Annotated in this window: 17 protein-coding genes; 11 read left to right on the plus strand and 6 right to left on the minus strand. The window is 65.6% G+C overall.

The annotated features are described in order from the left end of the window. Window positions 1–8: 8 nt before the first annotated feature. From NX782_RS17715 to NX782_RS17735, 5 genes are all read right to left on the minus strand, one after another. Entirely contained in the window at window positions 9–1,313 is a 1,305-nt protein-coding gene (locus NX782_RS17715) for an amino acid deaminase (RefSeq protein ID WP_258846802.1), read from the minus strand. After that, on the minus strand, window positions 1,310–1,702 hold the full coding sequence (locus tag NX782_RS17720) for a DUF2750 domain-containing protein (protein WP_258846803.1): 393 nt from the start codon (window positions 1,700–1,702) through the stop codon (window positions 1,310–1,312). Before NX782_RS17720 ends, NX782_RS17715 begins: the two co-directional genes overlap by 4 nt. Before the next feature lie 71 nt (window positions 1,703–1,773). Beyond that, window positions 1,774–2,496, minus strand: a complete 723-nt coding sequence (locus tag NX782_RS17725; RefSeq protein ID WP_258846804.1) for an AAA family ATPase — start codon at window positions 2,494–2,496, stop codon at window positions 1,774–1,776. Between the two features lie 70 nt (window positions 2,497–2,566). Next, the gene (gene phbB / locus NX782_RS17730; RefSeq protein WP_258846805.1) at window positions 2,567–3,307 is read right to left on the minus strand and encodes an acetoacetyl-CoA reductase; all 741 of its coding nucleotides are present in this window, start codon (window positions 3,305–3,307) and stop codon (window positions 2,567–2,569) included. An 87-nt stretch (window positions 3,308–3,394) separates the two neighbouring features. Further along, window positions 3,395–4,573 carry an acetyl-CoA C-acetyltransferase gene (locus tag NX782_RS17735; RefSeq protein WP_258846806.1) on the minus strand — a complete coding sequence of 393 codons (1,179 nt, stop codon included), beginning with the start codon at window positions 4,571–4,573 and terminating at the stop codon, window positions 3,395–3,397. A gap of 272 nt (window positions 4,574–4,845) precedes the next feature. On the opposite strand from NX782_RS17735, the gene minC reads away from it, so the two are divergent. Genes minC through minE form a run of 3 tightly spaced genes read left to right on the plus strand, consistent with a single transcriptional unit; the run spans window position 4,846 to window position 6,739 of the window. Continuing rightward, on the plus strand, window positions 4,846–5,631 hold the full coding sequence (gene minC / locus NX782_RS17740) for a septum site-determining protein MinC (RefSeq protein WP_258846807.1): 786 nt from the start codon (window positions 4,846–4,848) through the stop codon (window positions 5,629–5,631). A gap of 39 nt (window positions 5,632–5,670) precedes the next feature. Next, window positions 5,671–6,486 carry a septum site-determining protein MinD gene (minD, locus tag NX782_RS17745; protein ID WP_258846808.1) on the plus strand — a complete coding sequence of 272 codons (816 nt, stop codon included), beginning with the start codon at window positions 5,671–5,673 and terminating at the stop codon, window positions 6,484–6,486. Window position 6,487: 1 nt separating this feature from the next. Beyond that, window positions 6,488–6,739, plus strand: coding sequence for a cell division topological specificity factor MinE (minE, locus tag NX782_RS17750; protein ID WP_258846809.1), 252 nt, complete (start codon window positions 6,488–6,490; stop codon window positions 6,737–6,739). Here the strand turns inward: minE and NX782_RS17755 are convergent. Continuing rightward, a complete protein-coding gene (locus NX782_RS17755) occupies window positions 6,736–7,266 on the minus strand; it encodes a YcjF family protein (RefSeq protein ID WP_258846810.1) in 531 nt (176 codons plus the stop codon). The genes minE and NX782_RS17755 overlap by 4 nt on opposite strands. A gap of 212 nt (window positions 7,267–7,478) precedes the next feature. Between NX782_RS17755 and NX782_RS17760 the strand changes: the two genes are divergently transcribed. From NX782_RS17760 to NX782_RS17795, 8 genes are all read left to right on the plus strand, one after another. Further along, a complete protein-coding gene (locus tag NX782_RS17760; protein WP_258846811.1) occupies window positions 7,479–8,168 on the plus strand; it encodes a response regulator transcription factor in 690 nt (229 codons plus the stop codon). Between the two features lie 79 nt (window positions 8,169–8,247). Next, window positions 8,248–9,522: a glutamyl-tRNA reductase gene (gene hemA / locus NX782_RS17765; protein ID WP_258846812.1), complete on the plus strand. Its 1,275-nt coding sequence runs from the start codon at window positions 8,248–8,250 to the stop codon at window positions 9,520–9,522. 104 nt (window positions 9,523–9,626) lie between these two features. Continuing rightward, a complete protein-coding gene (gene prfA / locus NX782_RS17770; RefSeq protein ID WP_258846813.1) occupies window positions 9,627–10,703 on the plus strand; it encodes a peptide chain release factor 1 in 1,077 nt (358 codons plus the stop codon). 145 nt (window positions 10,704–10,848) lie between these two features. Then, window positions 10,849–11,322: a disulfide bond formation protein B gene (locus tag NX782_RS17775; protein WP_258846814.1), complete on the plus strand. Its 474-nt coding sequence runs from the start codon at window positions 10,849–10,851 to the stop codon at window positions 11,320–11,322. Then, window positions 11,319–12,146: a peptide chain release factor N(5)-glutamine methyltransferase gene (gene prmC, locus NX782_RS17780; RefSeq protein WP_258846815.1), complete on the plus strand. Its 828-nt coding sequence runs from the start codon at window positions 11,319–11,321 to the stop codon at window positions 12,144–12,146. The genes NX782_RS17775 and prmC overlap by 4 nt, the downstream gene beginning before the upstream one ends. A gap of 65 nt (window positions 12,147–12,211) precedes the next feature. Next, complete coding sequence (locus NX782_RS17785; RefSeq protein ID WP_258846816.1) at window positions 12,212–14,116, plus strand: DUF885 domain-containing protein; 1,905 nt, start codon at window positions 12,212–12,214, stop codon at window positions 14,114–14,116. A gap of 15 nt (window positions 14,117–14,131) precedes the next feature. Further along, on the plus strand, window positions 14,132–15,817 hold the full coding sequence (gshA, locus tag NX782_RS17790) for a glutamate--cysteine ligase (RefSeq protein ID WP_370661809.1): 1,686 nt from the start codon (window positions 14,132–14,134) through the stop codon (window positions 15,815–15,817). Between the two features lie 172 nt (window positions 15,818–15,989). After that, entirely contained in the window at window positions 15,990–17,033 is a 1,044-nt protein-coding gene (locus NX782_RS17795; protein WP_258846818.1) for a histone deacetylase family protein, read from the plus strand.

The raw sequence follows: 17,033 nt of genomic DNA on the forward strand, positions 1-17,033 counted from the left end.
TTCACATCTCAGAAGAAGGTGTTGAGCGCGCCGCGCACCAGGTAGTCGTCATCCACCGCCAGCAGCAGCGGCCAGCGGTCGAAGGTCGTGCACGGGTGCGAGATGCCGCAGCCGACCAGGTCGCCGACCGCCAGCATGTCACGCATCGGGTCGCCCTCGGGCAGGCGCAGGTAGGCGTGCTGGTCGTTCATCTTGACGATTTCGCAGGCGGCCGGCAGCGCGTGGGGGCTGCCCGGACCGGGGCGATGGGTCCACAGCGGCACCGGCAGGCCGGCGTCATGCGAGGCGTCGCGCTTGCCCATGGTGAGGATGGCGAGACCCGGCTCGGGACGCGACTGCACCACGCTCCAGATCTCCAGCGCCGGCCGCAACCCTGCGCCGGGCGCGATCCGTTCGCGTTCGTCGAGCTGGCGCAGCGCGCCCTGGTACATGCCGTGGTCGCTGGTCAGGTAGCAGCCGCTGCGCAGCACCGGGCGCAGCGGCCGCGACAAACCATGCAGGTGCTGGAAGCCGCGCGAGACCAGGTCGAAGAAGCTGGAGCCGCCAGCCGAGACCATGATCTCGCCCGCGCCGAACAGGCCTTCGTCATCGGCTTCCAGCACCAGCGCGCCCAGCTTGCCGACGAAGTCCTCGACCGCAGCCGGATCGTCCAGTAAACCTTCATAGCCTTCGAAGCCGGCCAGCAACAGCCCCGGCGCCCGTTCGAGGGCGCGCGCCACCGTCATCGCCTCCTCCGGCGTGCGGCAGCCGGCGCGCTTGCCCGACAGGCCGAGTTCGACCAGCACCGGCAGCGGCCGCGCCAGCGGATGCGCCGCGATTTCCTCGCTCAGCCTCGCCACCCCGGCCAGCGAATCGGCCAGCACGTAGCATTCGAAGTCGGGGTCGTCGTGCAGCAGCTGCAGCACGGCGCGCACGTCGCTGCGCGCCACCAGCTGGTTCGCGATCAGCACGCGCCGCACGCCGAAGCGGTGCGCGACCTGCACCTGCACCGCATTGGCCAGCGTGATGCCCCAGGCGCCGTTGGCGAGCTGGGCGCCGAACAACTGCGGGCTCATGGTGGTCTTGCCGTGCGGCGCCAGTTCGACCTGGTGGCGTGCGCAGAAGGCGCGCATCCAGTCCAGGTTGTGGCGCAGCGCCGATGTCTTCAGCACCGCGACCGGGTAGCTGGTATCGCCATGCAGCACATTCCAGCCCTGCACGCCGATCGCGCCCTGGCGCAGCGGCGCCGTGATCGGCAAGCCCTTCACGCCGGGCTGCAGCAGTTGTTCTTCGAGGCTGGACAGCGCAAGGCCGCCGTGGGGCAAGGCATTCATGGGTTCCTCTGGCTCTTCAATTCGTCGTCCAGGTCGCGCAGCAGCAGGCCGGCGCTCGGCATCACGTCGCGCGCGCCCGGGGTGTAGAACACGCCGGTGGCGATGCCGTCCTGCTCCAGCTGCGGCAGCAGCCCGCCGACCAGCTCATCCAATGGGAAGGACTGCGGCTCATAGCCGGTCCACTCGTAATCTGCGCATATTTTCGCAAATTCGCTGTCCGGCCACAGCGGAAACACGAGGGTGCCGTCTTCCTTCTTCGCCAGCGCCCAGCCGTTGCGGTACAGGCTCCATACGGTGCCGGTCGCGACCACGCGCTGGATGAAGTATTCGTAGCGCTGCGGACCGGGAAGCATCACCGTTTCCTGCACCTGCCTGGTATCGATTGCCATGCCTGCCTCGTTGTCGTCGTCGTTGGTACGAGCATACGACAAGCCAGCGCAGGCGCGGCGCAGCCGAGCGGCTAGTCGGCGTCGTCCAGCAGTTGCTGCAGGCGGCGCGGGTAATGGTTCAGAAAGTCGCGCGTGACCGCGTAGTGTTCGGTGTCTTCGTAGTCGACGTGGCTGATGCCGGTCTCGTCGAACAGCAGGATCTTGGCGCGCGGATAGGCCAGCAGGATCGGCGAGTGGGTGGCGATGATGAACTGGGCGCCCTGTTTGACCAGCCGGTCGATCACGGCCAGCGCGGCCAGCTGGCGGTTCGGCGACAGCGCCGCTTCCGGTTCGTCCAGCAGATAGATGCCATCGCCGCTGAAGCCCTGCAGCACGTCCATGAAGGCTTCGCCGTGCGAACGCAGGTGCAGCGAAGGTTCGGGGTTCCCCGGCAGGCTGTCCAGGTAGGTGAACACATTGAACAGGCTTTCGGCGCGCAGGAAATACGAATAGCGCGGCCGTTTGAAACCCTTGACCAGCTTCAGGCAGCGGTGCAGCGGCGATACCTCCTGCTGCTCGCGCAGCACATTGCGCGTGCCGCCCTCGGCCGGCATGTCCAGTGCCACGGCGATCGCTTCCAGCACGGTCGACTTGCCGGCGCCGTTCTCGCCCACAAAAAAGGTGACGTCCGGGTGCGGCTCCAGCACGCCGAGTTCGCGCACGGCCGGAATCGAGAACGGGTAGTCATCGGGATCGGCATCGGCGGCGGGATCGATCGTAACCGAGCGCAAGTAGGGCTTGGCGGCAAAGGACATGAATAAAACCCTTTCGGATAACAAAACACCGCCCGAGGGCGGTGTTTCGAACGCGATACGCAGGCCCGGCTTACTGCATGTGCTGGCCACCGTTGATGGCGATGTTGGCGCCGGTCACGAAAGCCGCCTCGTCCGAGGACAGGTAGGCGACCAGGCCGGCCACTTCTTCCGGCTTGCCCAGGCGGCCCATCGGGATCTGCGGGATGATCTTCGTTTCCAGCACCTCGCTCGGGATGTCGGTCACCATCTTGGTGCCGATATAGCCCGGCGAGATGGTGTTCACGGTCACGCCCTTGCGTGCCACTTCCAGCGCCAGGGCCTTGGTGAAGCCGTGGATGCCGGCCTTGGCCGCCGAATAGTTGGTCTGGCCGAAGGCGCCCTTCTGGCCGTTGACGGACGAGATGTTGATAATCCGGCCCCAGCCGCGCTCGACCATGCCGTCGGCGACCGGCTTGGTCATGTTGAACACGGAATCGAGGTTGGTCTTCATGACCGCATCCCAGTTGACCTTGTCCATCTTCTTGAAGGTCATGTCGCGGGTGATACCGGCGTTGTTGACCAGGACGTCGACCGGGCCGACTTCCTGCACGACCTTGGCCACGCAGGCCTGGGCCGAATCGTAGTCGGCGACGTCGCACTCGTAGGCCTTGAAGTCGTAGCCCTGCTCTTTCATCGACGCCAGCCAGCCTTCCGCTTTCTTGCTGCCGGGCGAATAAGTCGTCACGACCGTGTAGCCGAGCGCAGCCAGTTTGATGCAGATCGCTTCGCCGAGGCCACCCATGCCGCCAGTCACTAATGCCACTCTAGCCATTGTCTTCTCCTAGTTTTTATCCGAACCTTGTAGGAACTGCTTTCGACTGCAATCCGCTCAGTTGCTCTCAGTTGCTCTCAGTTGCGATCAGTCGCGCTCGACCGCCAGCGCCACGCCCATGCCGCCGCCGATGCAGAGGCTGGCCAGCCCCTTCTTGGCGTCGCGGCGGACCATTTCGTGCAGCAGGGTCACCAGCACGCGCGCACCGGAGGCGCCGATCGGGTGGCCCAGCGCGATGGCGCCGCCATTGACGTTGATCTTCGAGGTGTCCCAGCCCATCTGCTTGTTGACGGCCACGGCCTGGGCCGCGAAGGCTTCGTTGATTTCCATGAGGTCGACTTCTTCGTGGGTCCAGCCGGCCTTTTCCAGGCACATGCGGGCAGCCGGTACCGGGCCCATGCCCATGATGGTCGGGTCCAGGCCGGCCAGCGAATACGCCTTGATGCGCGCGATCGGGGCCAGGCCCAGCTCCTTGGCTTTCGAAGCCGACATCATGATCACGGCGGCGGCACCGTCGTTCAGGCCGGAGGCGTTGCCGGCGGTGACGGAACCTTCCTTGTTGAAGGCCGGGCGCAGGCTGGCCAGACCCTCGAGGGTGGCGCCATGTTTCGGGTACTCGTCGGTATCGAAGATGGTCGGGCCCTTCTTCGACGGAATTTCGATCGGGATGATCTCGTCCTTGAACTTGCCGGCCTTCATGGCGGCTTCGGCCTTGTTCTGCGAAGCCAGCGCGAATTCGTCCTGCTCGGCGCGCGAGATCTCGAACTTGCGGGCCACGTTCTCGGCGGTCACGCCCATGTGGTACTGGTTGTACACATCCCACAGGCCGTCGACGATCATGGTGTCGGTCAGCTTGGCGTCGCCCATGCGGAAGCCGTCGCGCGAACCGTTCAGCACGTGCGGCGAGGCGCTCATGTTTTCCTGGCCGCCGGCGATCACGATCTGGGCGTCGCCGCACATGATGGCTTGCGCCGCCAGGTGGGTGGCGCGCAGGCCGCTGCCGCAAACCACGTTCAGGGTCGAGGCCGGGACGCTGTCGGGCAGGCCGGCCTTGATCACGGCCTGGCGCGCCGGGTTCTGGCCGGCGCCGGCGGTCAGCACCTGACCCATGATGACTTCGCTGATCGCGGCCGGATCGATGCCGGTCTTCGCCACCAGGTGCTTGATCACCTGGGCGCCGAGTTCGGTGGCAGGGATCTTCGAGAGGGTGCCGCCGAATTTGCCGATGGCGGTGCGGCCGGCGGCCACGATGACGACGTCTTCCATATCAATCTCCGAAAAGTGGGCCTGTTGGCTGGAAAGCCAACAATGCTAGATGCAACGCTAATAGCACGTTTAAGCAAAATCAATCTTATCAGTTTATTTATTAGAGAGAACGGCGAAAACAGCTTTCCGTGTTATTGCAGAGCACCTTTTATCGTTCAGTTTTTTATGTGTGGAAACACCCGTTGCCGCCTATTACGAAACGCCCTAAACCCTTTACCTTTCAAGGAAATTTCACAGTAGAATGCACGGGCTAGTGCCAACCAGAACGTTTTATGTCCAGATCCCCGAGCTCCCTGCCCATCGAAATCAAGATTTCCACGGTCGTGGCCATTTCGACCATCCTGCATTCGGCCGATCCGATTGCGATCGATGCCGCCCTCAAGCAGATGACCGGTGGGGTGTCGGACTTTTTCGAAGATGAATTCGCCGTCATCGACGTCGCCGGCATCGCCGACGACGCCGCCCAGGTCGACTGGCCGGCGCTGGTGGCCCTGCTCAAGAATTACCGCCTGAACGCGGTCGCGGTACGCGGCGCGCCGGCCGCGCTGCATGCGGCGATCCGCAGCCACGGCCTGTTCCTGGACGACGGCTCGAGCGGGACGCGGGTCCCCGAGGCGCGGACCGATGCCGCGCCGGCGCGCGAGGAAGCCCCGGCTGCGCCGGCACCTGCGCCCGCTCCGGCCCCGGCACCTGCGCCGGTCGCGGCGGCACCGGTCCAGGCCATGATCGTCGACACCCCGGTGCGTGCCGGCCAGCGCATCTATGCGCGCGGCACCGACCTGATCATCACCGCGGTCGTCAACAATGGCGCCGAAATCATCGCCGACGGCAGCATCCACGTGTATGCGCCGCTGCACGGCCGTGCCCTGGCCGGCGCTTCCGGCAATGCCGATGCGCGCATCTTCGCGCTGGCCATGCAGCCGGAACTGGTGTCGATCGCCGGCGTGTACCGTACCTTCGACGACGGTTTTCCGGCCGAACTGACGCGCCAGCCGGCACAAATCCGTTTGGTTGGCGACCGAATCGATATATCATCGCTGGGTTCGCCTAACCGCTAATCAGCACTGACCAGATACTGAATAGGACATTTAATTTTCATGGCAAGAATTATCGTTGTAACGTCCGGTAAGGGCGGTGTGGGCAAGACCACTTCGAGCGCGAGCTTTGCGACCGGCCTGGCGATGCGCGGCCACAAGACCGCCGTCATCGACTTCGACGTCGGCCTGCGTAACCTCGACCTGATCATGGGTTGCGAACGCCGTGTGGTGTACGACCTGATCAACGTGGTGAACAAGGAAGCGACGCTGACCCAGGCCCTGATCAAGGACAAGCACTGCGACAACCTGTTCATCCTGCCGGCCTCGCAAACCCGCGACAAGGACGCCCTGACCGAAGACGGCGTCGAGCGCGTGCTGAACGAGCTGGTCCAGATGGGCTTCGAATTCATCATCTGCGATTCGCCGGCCGGTATCGAGCACGGCGCGCTGATGGCCCTGACCTTCGCCGACGAAGCGATCATCGTCACCAACCCGGAAGTGTCGTCGGTGCGCGATTCCGACCGCATCCTCGGCATCCTGCAAGCGAAGTCGCGCCGCGCCCAGAGCGGCGGCGAGCCGGTCAAGGAACACCTCCTGATCACCCGTTATTCGCCGCGCCGCGTGGAAAACGACGAGATGCTGTCCTACCAGGACGTGCAGGAAATCCTGCGCATCCCGCTGATCGGCATCATTCCGGAATCGGAAGCCGTGCTGCACGCCTCGAACCAGGGCAATCCGGCGATCCACTTCAAGGAAACCGACGTCGCCCAGGCTTACCAGGACGTGATCGGCCGCTTCCTCGGCGAAGAGATCCCGCTGCGCTTCACCAGCTACGAGAAGCCGGGTTTCCTGCAGCGTCTATTCGGAGCGAAGTGACATGCCCTTGCTTAACTTCCTGTTTCCCAAGAAACAGCAGAGTGCCACGGCGGCCAAGGAAAGGCTGCAGATCATCATCGCCCGCGAACGCGGCGGCCGCAGCGGCCCGGACTTCCTGCCGGCCCTGCACCGCGAACTGATCGAAGTGATCTCGAAGTACACCAAGGTCAACGCGGACGACATCAAGATTTCGCTGGACCGCCAGGGCAACCTGGAAGTCCTCGACGTCAACGTGGTGCTGCCGGACGCCTAAACCGGCGTCACCGTCTTCTGTCCTACCTCCTGCGCCACCCTGGCGCAGGCTTCCACGTGCTGGTAGCCCATCTGGCGAAACAGCGCGAACCCGATCGCCGCCGAGGCGATCTGTCCCGCCAGCGGCACGACCTTGGTGGCCGACTTGGCCGCCAGCTTGGCGCCCGATTTCTGCAGCAGTTTCAGCACCAGTTCCTTGGTCACCAGCTTGCCCACCAGCGTGCCGCCCAGCGCCGCCATCGCCTGGTAGGTCGCGATCCGCATGTGCGGCTGCAGCGCGTCGATCTGCGCCGGGGTCAGGCCGAAATCCTTGTTGATGTCCTCGACCATCGAGGCGAAGCTTGTGAGATCCGCCACCATGTCCACGCCCGGGATCGGCACTGCCGAAATGCCGGCCGAGATCGCCGCCCGCTTGCGCACCAGCGCCCGGCAGCGCTCGCGTACGCGTTCGATGTCATCGCTCGACAGCGGCAGCAGAGCGACTGCGCCGGCGACTTGTGTCTTTTTCCTGAAGAGCTTTTTGAGCATCGTATTCCCCATTTCACTGTCATAGCAGCAGTGTAGCCCGCTATGTAAGCGGGGGTTGTTACGGCTGTGACGCTATTCCCCAACGAAAATGTAAATTTATCTGAGGCATATGTAGCTTTGATTTTAGAAAGTCTGCTATATTCGGAAATAAGTTGTAGGAACGATCCTACATCAGGATTAGTTGTAGTCCCACCTGCCGAGATCGCATCATCATGAGAATTACCGTACTGGACAACGATACCGCCCAAGCAGAACTGATCTGCCAGGTGCTGACTGGTGCTGGCCATCAATGCCAGGCCTTCGATAGCGGCAAGGAAATGCTGGGACAACTGCGCAAGGACAGCACCGACCTGCTGATCATGGACTGGCAAATCAGCGATGTCCCGGGTGCGGAACTGCTGCGCCGCGCCAAGGAAAAGATGGCGCCGAACACGCCGACCATCTTCCTGGCCGGCAGCGCCTCGGAAGACGACATCGTGTCCGGCGTGACCGCCGGCGCCGACGACTACCTGGTCAAGCCGCTGCGCCGCGGCGAACTGGTAGCGCGCGTGCAAGCCCTGCTGCGCCGCGCCTACCCGTCGCAGAACGGCGCCGAACAGCTGCAATTCGGCCCCTACACCTTTGAAACCCGGCCGGGCCGCCTGACCATGGGCGGCGAATCGATCGACGTCACGCACAAGGAATTCAACCTGGCGCTGTTGTTCTTCCGTAACCTCGGCCGTCCGCTGTCGCGTGCCTACATCCACGAGTCGATCTGGGTACGCGAAACCGCAGTACCCTCGCGCACCATGGACACCCACGTCTCGCGCGTACGCAACAAGCTGCGCCTGCGTCCGGAGAACGGTTTCCGCCTGGTTCCCGTGTACAGCTACGGCTACCGGCTGGAGAAGCTGGGGGCCTGAAGGCCTGCCGTGAAACCCCTTAGTGAAGGCTGACCGGCATCGCGGTATAATGGGCGCGCTGCCCATTTTTTGATCACCCATGCAACTCCTCGCTGTCGGCCTGAATCACAATACCGCACCAGTCTCGCTGCGCGAGCAACTGGCGCTGGCGCCCGAACACCTGGGCCAGGCGGTACAGGCGGCGCGCGGTTGGTTCTCCCGTTTCAATAGCGGCGGCGAGGACGAAGCGGCCCTGCTCTCGACCTGCAACCGCACCGAGATGTATGCCGCCAGCGACGTCGCCGATCCGCTCGACGCCTCCGCGCGTTTCCTGGCCGACTACCACCGCCTGCAATTTGCCGATCTGCGTCCGCACCTGTACATGCTGCCCCAGCATGACGCGGTGCGCCACGCCTTCCGCGTTGCCTCCGGCCTCGATTCGATGGTGCTGGGCGAAGCGCAGATCCTGGGCCAGATGAAGGATGCGGTGCGCGTCGCCGATGAAGCCGGCGGTCTCGGCACCTACCTGCACCAGCTGTTCCAGCGCAGCTTCGCGGTCGCCAAGGAAGTGCGCAGCACCACCGAGATCGGCGCCCACAGCGTGTCGATGGCCGCCGCCGCGGTGCGCCTGTCGGAACGCATCTTCGATTCGGTGAGCAGCCAGAACGTGCTGTTCATCGGCGCCGGCGAGATGATCGAGCTGTGCGCGACCCACTTCGCGGCCCACAACCCGAAATCGATCACCATCGCCAACCGCACGCTGGAGCGCGGCGAATCGCTGGCCGCGCGCTTTGCCGGCCGCGCGATCCGCCTGGCCGATCTGCCGGAACTGCTGCCGCAGTTCGATATCGTGATCTCCTCGACCGCGTCGACGCTGCCGCTGATCGGCAAGGGCCTGGTCGAACGCGCCATCAAGGCACGCCGCCACCGTCCGATGTTCATGGTCGACCTGGCGGTCCCGCGCGACATCGAACCGGAAGTCGGCAAGCTCGACGACGTGTTCCTGTACACCGTCGACGACCTGGCGGACGTGGTGCGCACCGGCGTCGAACACCGGCAAGCGGCGGTGGCCCAGGCCGAGGCCATCATCGAAACCCGTGTGCAATCCTTCATGCACTGGATCGGCGACCGCGCCGTGGTGCCGGTGATCCGCGACCTGCACGAATCCAGCGAAAGCCTGCGCCTGGCCGAACTCGAACGCGCGCGCAAGCTGCTGGCGAAAGGCGAAGACGTCGACGCCGTGCTGGAAGCGCTTTCAAAAGGTCTGACCGCCAAATTCCTGCACGGCCCGCAACAGGCCCTGCACCGTGCCCAGGGCGACGAACGCGCGCGCCTGGCCACCCTGCTGCCCCAGCTGTTCCGCGGCCGCCGTTAGCGCCCGCTTCCCTTTTACGCACGGCCTGTTTGCAGCGCATCCCGGCCGTGTCCGTGTATGCTGCCGCCCTGCGGTATCTCTTTCCTCTATTTTTTCAGAACGCTATGAAACCATCCATGCTGTTCAAGCTGGACCAGTTGGCCAACCGCCTCGTCGAACTGGACGAATTGCTGGCGACCGAAGGTGCGACTTCGAACATGGACAACTTCCGCAAGATGAGCCGGGAACATGCCGAGCTCGGCCCGCTGGTCTCGGTCTACCACCAGTACCAGACCGCCCAGGGCGACATCGTCGCGGCGCAGGACATGCTGGCCGATCCGGAGATGAAGGAATTCGCGCAGGACGAGATCGAAGCCGCCAAACAGCGGCTGGCCGAGCTCGACCTGGAACTGCAGAAGATGCTGCTGCCGAAGGACGAGAACGACGAGCGCAACATCTTCCTCGAGATCCGCGCCGGCACCGGCGGCGACGAATCGGCGCTGTTCGCCGGCGATCTGCTGCGCATGTACACCCGCTACGCCGAACGCAACCGCTGGCAGGTCGAGATCGTGTCGGCCTCGGAATCGGACCTGGGCGGCTACCGCGAAGTCATCGCCCGCATCATCGGCAACGGCGTGTATTCGAAACTGAAATTCGAGTCCGGCGGCCACCGCGTGCAGCGCGTGCCGGCCACCGAAACGCAGGGCCGCATCCACACCTCGGCCTGCACGGTGGCGGTGATGCCGGAGGCGGACGAGGTCGAGGACGTGCAGATCAACCCGGCCGACCTGCGCATCGACACCTACCGCGCCTCGGGCGCCGGCGGCCAGCACATCAACAAGACCGACTCCGCAGTGCGCATCACCCACCTGCCGACCGGGATCGTGGTCGAGTGCCAGGACGACCGCAGCCAGCACAAGAACAAGGCGCAAGCGATGAAGGTGCTGGCCGCGCGCATCAAGGACGTGCAGCTGCGCGAACAGCAGAGCAAGGAAGCGGCCACCCGTAAAAGCCTGATCGGCTCGGGCGACCGCAGCGAGCGCATCCGCACCTACAACTTCCCGCAGGGCCGCCTGACCGACCACCGGATCAACCTGACGCTGTATAAGCTCGACATGATCATGGACGGCGACCTGAACGAACTGACCAGCGCCCTGTCCGCCGAGCACCAGGCCGAACTGCTGGCCGCCCTCGGCGACTGATCAACATCAAACCGGGGTCAGACACCGATTTTTGGAAATGTCCCGCAGGCTTTTGCCAAAATCTGGTGTCTGACCCCGGTTTGATTCAGGCCAAGTTAAGCTTGGCCGTGCGAAAATCGCAAGATTCGTCATCACAGGATCACCTATGCCCAGTTCCCGCAACGCCCTGCTCTCGATTGCCGCCGTCAGCCTCGCCCTGGTCGGCGCGGCCCTCTATCTCCAGCACGCCAAGGACATGCTGCCCTGCCCGCTGTGCGTGATCCAGCGCTATGCGTTCCTGGGCATTGCCATCTTCAGCCTGATCGGCGCCTTCGCCAACAAGATCAAGGCGCTCGCCACGCTGGCGCTGCTGTGCGCGCTGGGCGGCTTGGGCACGGTCGGCAAGCATTTATATGTGCTGGCCCACCCGGGCTTTTCCTGCGGCATCGACCCGATGGAAACCCTGCTGAACAAGATCCCGACCGCGACCGCCATGCCCTGGCTGTTCCGCGCCGATGGCCTGTGCGAGGCGGCCCAGGACACGGTATTCGGTTTGAACGTGCCGCAGTGGTCGGCGGTCTGGTTCGTCATCCTGACCGTCAGCCTGATCTGGGTGCTGCTGCGCCGCACAAGCCGATGATCGTTCTGCCCGGCACGTCCATCGCCGCGGCCCAGGCCGCGCTGCCGCTCAATGCGCTGGAAAACCGCATCCTGCTGTGCCACGCGACCGGTTTGACGCGCGTGCAGCTGATCACCCGCGCCGAGCAGCCGCTGGGCGCGGAGGAAGCGGCGCGCCTCGATGCGCTGGTCGCGCGCCGCCTGGCCGGCGAGCCGATCGCCTACATCGTCGGCCGGCGCGAATTCTTCGGCCTCGATTTCGAAGTCAGCGACGCGGTCCTGATCCCGCGTCCAGACACGGAACTGATCGTCGAACTCGCGCTCGAGCGCCTGCCGCCGCAGGGCCGCCTGCTCGACATGGGCACCGGCAGCGGCGCGATCGCCGTCTCGATCGCCCATAATCGCCCGGATGCATCGGTCACCGCGCTGGATGTCAGCGCAGCGGCGCTGGCGGTGGCGCAGCGCAATGCCGCGAACAACCAGGCGCGCGTGCGCTTCCTGCAAAGCGACTGGTTCGGCGCCCTCGCCGCCGGCGAACGCTTCGAACTGATCGTCTCGAATCCCCCCTACATTGCCGCTGGCGACGCACACCTGTCGCAGGGCGACCTGCGTTTCGAGCCCAGCGGCGCCCTGACCGACCACGCCGATGGCCTGTCGGCGCTGCGCACCATCGTCGCCGGCAGCCCTGCGCACCTAACGGCGGGCGGCTGGCTCTTGATGGAACACGGCTACGACCAGGCCGCCAGCGTGCGCGCGCTGCTGGCAGACGGCGGCTATCGCGAGGTGCAGAGCTGGCGCGACCTGGGCGGCATCGAGCGCGTCAGCGGCGGCCGGGTCGCCGGATAAACCAGCCCGGCGCGGGCCGACAGCCCCCTTTGTTACAATGGCCGGCCCACTTCCTGGAGCCACGCATGCCTCGCCTGTCCGCGCCCCGGCTGTTCGCGGCCCGGCTGAGCCTTTCCCTGTTCACGTTCACCCTGTTGACGGTGAGCTGCCTGCTGGCGCCGCCCGCCGCGCAAGCCGGCGACAGCAGCAAGGAGACGATGCACGACCAGGCCCAGGCCCTGTTCGAGCGCGACTGGCAATGGCGGCTGAAGCACCAGCCGGAATTCGCGACCTCGATCGGCGACCACCGCTACGATGCGCTGCTGAGCGACAGCTCGCCGGCCGGCGCCGCCAGGACGCTGGACCACGAGCGCCACATGCTGGAGCTGGCGCGCCAGCTCGACCGCAGCCAGTTGAAGGGCCAGGACCTGCTGTCGCTCGAGCTGTTCGTCCTCGACAAGGAACGCAGCCTGGCACGCAACGCCCTGGCGCCGGTCGACCCGCAGCCGATCACCGCGCGTGACGGCCTCCACATCCGCCTGCCGCAACTGGCCGCGCAGATGCCTTTCATTACCGAAGACGACTACCGCAGCTACATCGCGCGCCTGGGCGCGGTGCCGCGCCACATCGACGGCCTGATCGAGCAGCTGCGCGCCGGCATGCGCACCGGCTGGACCGCGCCGAAGGTGGCGATGGCCGGCCTGCCGGCCCAGCTGCGCGCGCTGCGCGAGCATCTTGGCGACGGCGCGCTGTCCGAACCTTTCAGGCGCCTGCCGGCCACGATTCCCCAGGAAGCGCGCGACAAACTGGCGCTCGATGGCCAGGCTGCAGTGGCCAACCTCGCGCCCAGCCTGCAGCTGCTCGAAGACTTCATCCGCAACGACTACCTGCCGGCCGCGCGGACCACGATCGCGGCCTCCAGCCTGCCGGGCGGGCCGGCCTGGTACGCCTTTCTCGTGAAAAGCGCGACCACCTCCGACCTGACGCCCGCCGAGATCCACGCGCTGGGCCAGAAGGAAGTGGTGCGCATCCGCGCCGAGATCGCGGCGATGGTGCCGAGCACCGGCTTTCGCGGCAACCTGAACCAGTTCATCGCCTTCGCGCGCAGCGATCCGCGCCTGTTTTATACGGAGCCGGAAGCGCTGCTGAACCGCTACCGCCGCAGCATCGCGCGCGTGGCCAGCAAGCTGCCGCTGCTGTTCAATGCGATCCCCGGCGACGAACTGGCGGTCAAGCCGGTGCAGGCGGCCGGCGCCGAGGGCCAGGGCGCGGCCTATTACGAGGCCGGCAGCCCGGACCGGATGGCGGCGCTGGTGATCAATACCGCGCGCCTGAACACGCGGCCGCTGTGGGAAATCGAGACCCTGACCCTGCACGAAGGCCTGCCCGGCCACCACCTGCAGGTGGCGCGCACCCAGGGCAACAGCGCGCTGCCGGCCTTCCGCCGCCAGGGCTGGTATGTGGCCTACGGCGAAGGCTGGGCCCAGTATGCCGAAAGCCTGGGGCCGGAGCTGGGCCTGCTGCGCGACCCGTTCTCGCGCTTCGGCTACCTGGCCGACGAACTGCTGCGCGCCGCGCGCCTGGTGGCCGATACCGGCATCCACGCGATGGGCTGGAGCCGCCAGCAGGCGATCGACTACCTGAATGCGAACACCGCGAATCCGGCGCCGGACAACGAAGTCGAGGTCGACCGCTACATCGTCCGGCCGGGCGAGGCGCTGGGTTATAAACTGGGCCAGCTGCGCATCGCCTCGCTGCGCGCGGAGGCGCAGGCGGCGCTGGGCGAGCGCTTCGATGTGCGCGCCTTCCACGATGCCGTACTGGAAAACGGCGCCCTGCCGCTGGGCGTGCTGGAGCGCCAGGTGCGGCGCTGGATCGCGGCCCAGCGCACGCCGCCGGCAGACGCGGCGCCGGCGGCGGGCGCCCCCGCTGCCACGCCCATCGCGCCGCCCGCGACACCGCCACGCAACCCGGACGACATATTTCAGTAACAAAAGCACCACAGAATGCAGAATTGGCGGGTGCCCGGCGCGCTTGGCTATTTTCGGTTACTCTCTGCACCTCATCTGCAGTACAAGAAAGGAAACACCGTGTCGAAGCCGAACCAACTAGAACGCCGCCTCGCCCTGCTGGACGACGATGCCCACCGCGGCCTGCTGTTGCAGGGCCTGCGCGGCATCGAGCGCGAGACCTTGCGCGTCGACGCCCAGGGCCACCTGGCACGCACGCCGCATCCGGTGCAACTCGGCTCCGCGCTCACGCATCCGCAAATCACCACCGATTACGCGGAAGCCCTGCTCGAATTCATCACCCCGGCCGAGCACGACATTGGCCTGGCGCTCCACCGCCTGGACGCGATCCACCGCTACGCCTACACCAAGCTGGGCGCCGAGATGCTGTGGAGCCAGTCGATGCCCTGCGACCTGCCGGCGGAAGAAGACATCGAGATCGCCTGGTACGGCAAATCGAACATCGGCATGCTCAAGCACGTCTACCGCCGCGGCCTGGCGCTGCGCTACGGCAAGGCCATGCAATGCATCGCCGGCATCCACTACAACTACTCGCTGCCGGAACAGCTGTGGACCCTGATCGCCCAGAGCGAAGGCATCACGGAAGAACGTCGCCACGCATTGCGCGACTTCCAGTCCGAGAGCTACATCGCGATGATCCGCAACTTCCGCCGCTACAGCTGGCTGCTGATGTATCTGTTCGGCGCCTCGCCGGTGCTGGCCAAGGGTTTCCTGCGCGGCCGCGAGCACAGCCTGGAAACGCTGTCCGACGACACCTTGTACCTGCCCTACGCGACCAGCCTGCGCATGAGCGACCTGGGTTACCAGAACGACGCCCAGTCCGGCCTGCGCCCGCACGAGAACAGCCTGGAAAGCTATGTGTCCTCGCTGATGGACGCGGTCAGCCGTCCGTATCCGCCGTATGAAGAGGTCGGCACCAAGAAGGATGGCGAATGGGTCCAGCTGTCGACCAACATCCTGCAGATCGAGAACGAATACTATTCGACGATCCGGCCGAAGCGCGTGATCCGCACCGGCGAGCGTCCGGTGCAGGCGCTGTGCAACCGTGGCGTGCAGTACATCGAGGTGCGCTGCCTGGACGTCGATCCGTTCGAACCGGTCGGCATCGCCGTCGAGACCGGCCGCTTCCTGGACGCCTTCCTGCTGTTCTGCGCGCTCGAGGAAAGCCCGAAGATCAATGCGATGGAGGGCCAGGTCCACGCCCGCAATTTCGCCCGTACCGTCAAGGAAGGCCGCCGCCCCGACCTGACCCTCACGCGCGACGATGTCGAGGTGCCGCTCAAGGACTGGGCACTGGAGCTGATCGAGCGCATCCGCCCGCTGGCCGAGCTGCTGGACCAGGAGCACAATTACCAGGGTGCGCATCTGGCCTCGCTGGAAGCGCAGAAGGCCAAGGTGCTCGACCCGGCCCTGACCCCGTCGGCCCGCGTACTCGACGAAGTGCGTGCGCTCGGCTCCTTCGCCAAATTCGGCCTGCAGCAGAGCGAGCTGCATGCGCAAGCCTTCCGTGCCGAGCCGCTGATGCCGGCTGAAGTCGCCGTGTTCGACGAGATGGCGCAGGCCTCGCTGGCCGAGCAGCAGCAGATCGAGCAGACGGACACCGGCAGCTTCGACGATTTTGTTGCTGCGTATAACAGCAGTACACTGTGCGGTAATTGCTAATACTTGTACGTCGTCCTCGCGAAAGCGGGGACCCATATCGAGGCTCCGCGAGCCGCAGTAGCCAGGCAGATGGTGCGGCGACCGGACGCTCGGCATGGATTCCCGCTTGCGCGGGAAGTCGTTTCGGGCAATGCCTGGAACGACAACAGTTATGTCACCGCACGAGGTCCCTTTGCTCACCTTTTACAACGAACACCACGCGCAACACGCGCCGCGCCACACGCTGGCGCGCGGCGAGCGCGTGCCGTGTTCGGAAAAGCCCGAGCGGGCCGACCTTGTCGTCGCCGAGCTGAGCCGGCGCGGCCTGGGCCAGATCGTCACCCCGCACGGCGTGCCGCTGGTGTCGCTGGAGCGGGTGCACACGCCGCGCTACCTGCATTTCTTGCGTTCCGCCTGGAGCGAGTGGTCGAATCTCGATCCGCGCAACGGCCAGCAGGATGCCCTGCCCTCGGTGTGGCCGATCCGCGGCATGCGCCACGACATCGAGCCGGACGATTTCACGGCCCGCCTGGGCTTGTACTCGATGGACAGCGCCACCCCGCTCACCGCCGGCACCTGGGTCGCAGCCAAGACCGGGGCCGATTGCGCCGTCAACGCGGCGCATGCCTTGCGCCTGGGCGAGCGCGGCAGCTTTGCGCTGACCCGCCCGCCCGGCCACCACGCGGGCGCCGACCATTTCGGCGGCGGCTGCTTCCTGAACAATGCCGCGCTGGCGGCCCAGCACCTGCTGGACGACGGCCTGCAGCGCATCGCCATCCTCGACCTCGATTACCACCACGGCAGCGGCACCCAGCGCATCTTTTATCAGCGCAAGGACGTGCTGTTCGCCTCGATCCACGCCGATCCGCGCCAGGACTACCCCTATTACCTCGGCCACGCCGACGAAATCGGCGAAGGCGAAGGCCTCGGCTACAACATGAACCTGCCGCTGGCGCAGGACGCGACCTCGAACCAGTGGTTCACGGCGCTGGAATCGGGCTGCCTCAAAATGTCGATGTTCGCACCGCAGGCGCTGGTGGTATCGCTGGGCGTGGGCAGCCTGCATGGTGCGCCGCGAACGCACTTCGGCCTCACGGCGGCGGATTTCCTGCGCGTCGGCGAGCGCATCGGCTACCTGGGCCTGCCGACCGTCTTCGTGTTCGAAGGCGGCGCCGTGGTGCCCGAGCTCGGCACCAGTGTCGTCAACGTGCTCGAAGGTTTCGAGACCGCCGTTTAA

The organism is Massilia norwichensis (genome assembly GCF_024753245.1).
Taxonomy (GTDB): Bacteria; Pseudomonadota; Gammaproteobacteria; order Burkholderiales; family Burkholderiaceae_D; genus Telluria; species Telluria norwichensis.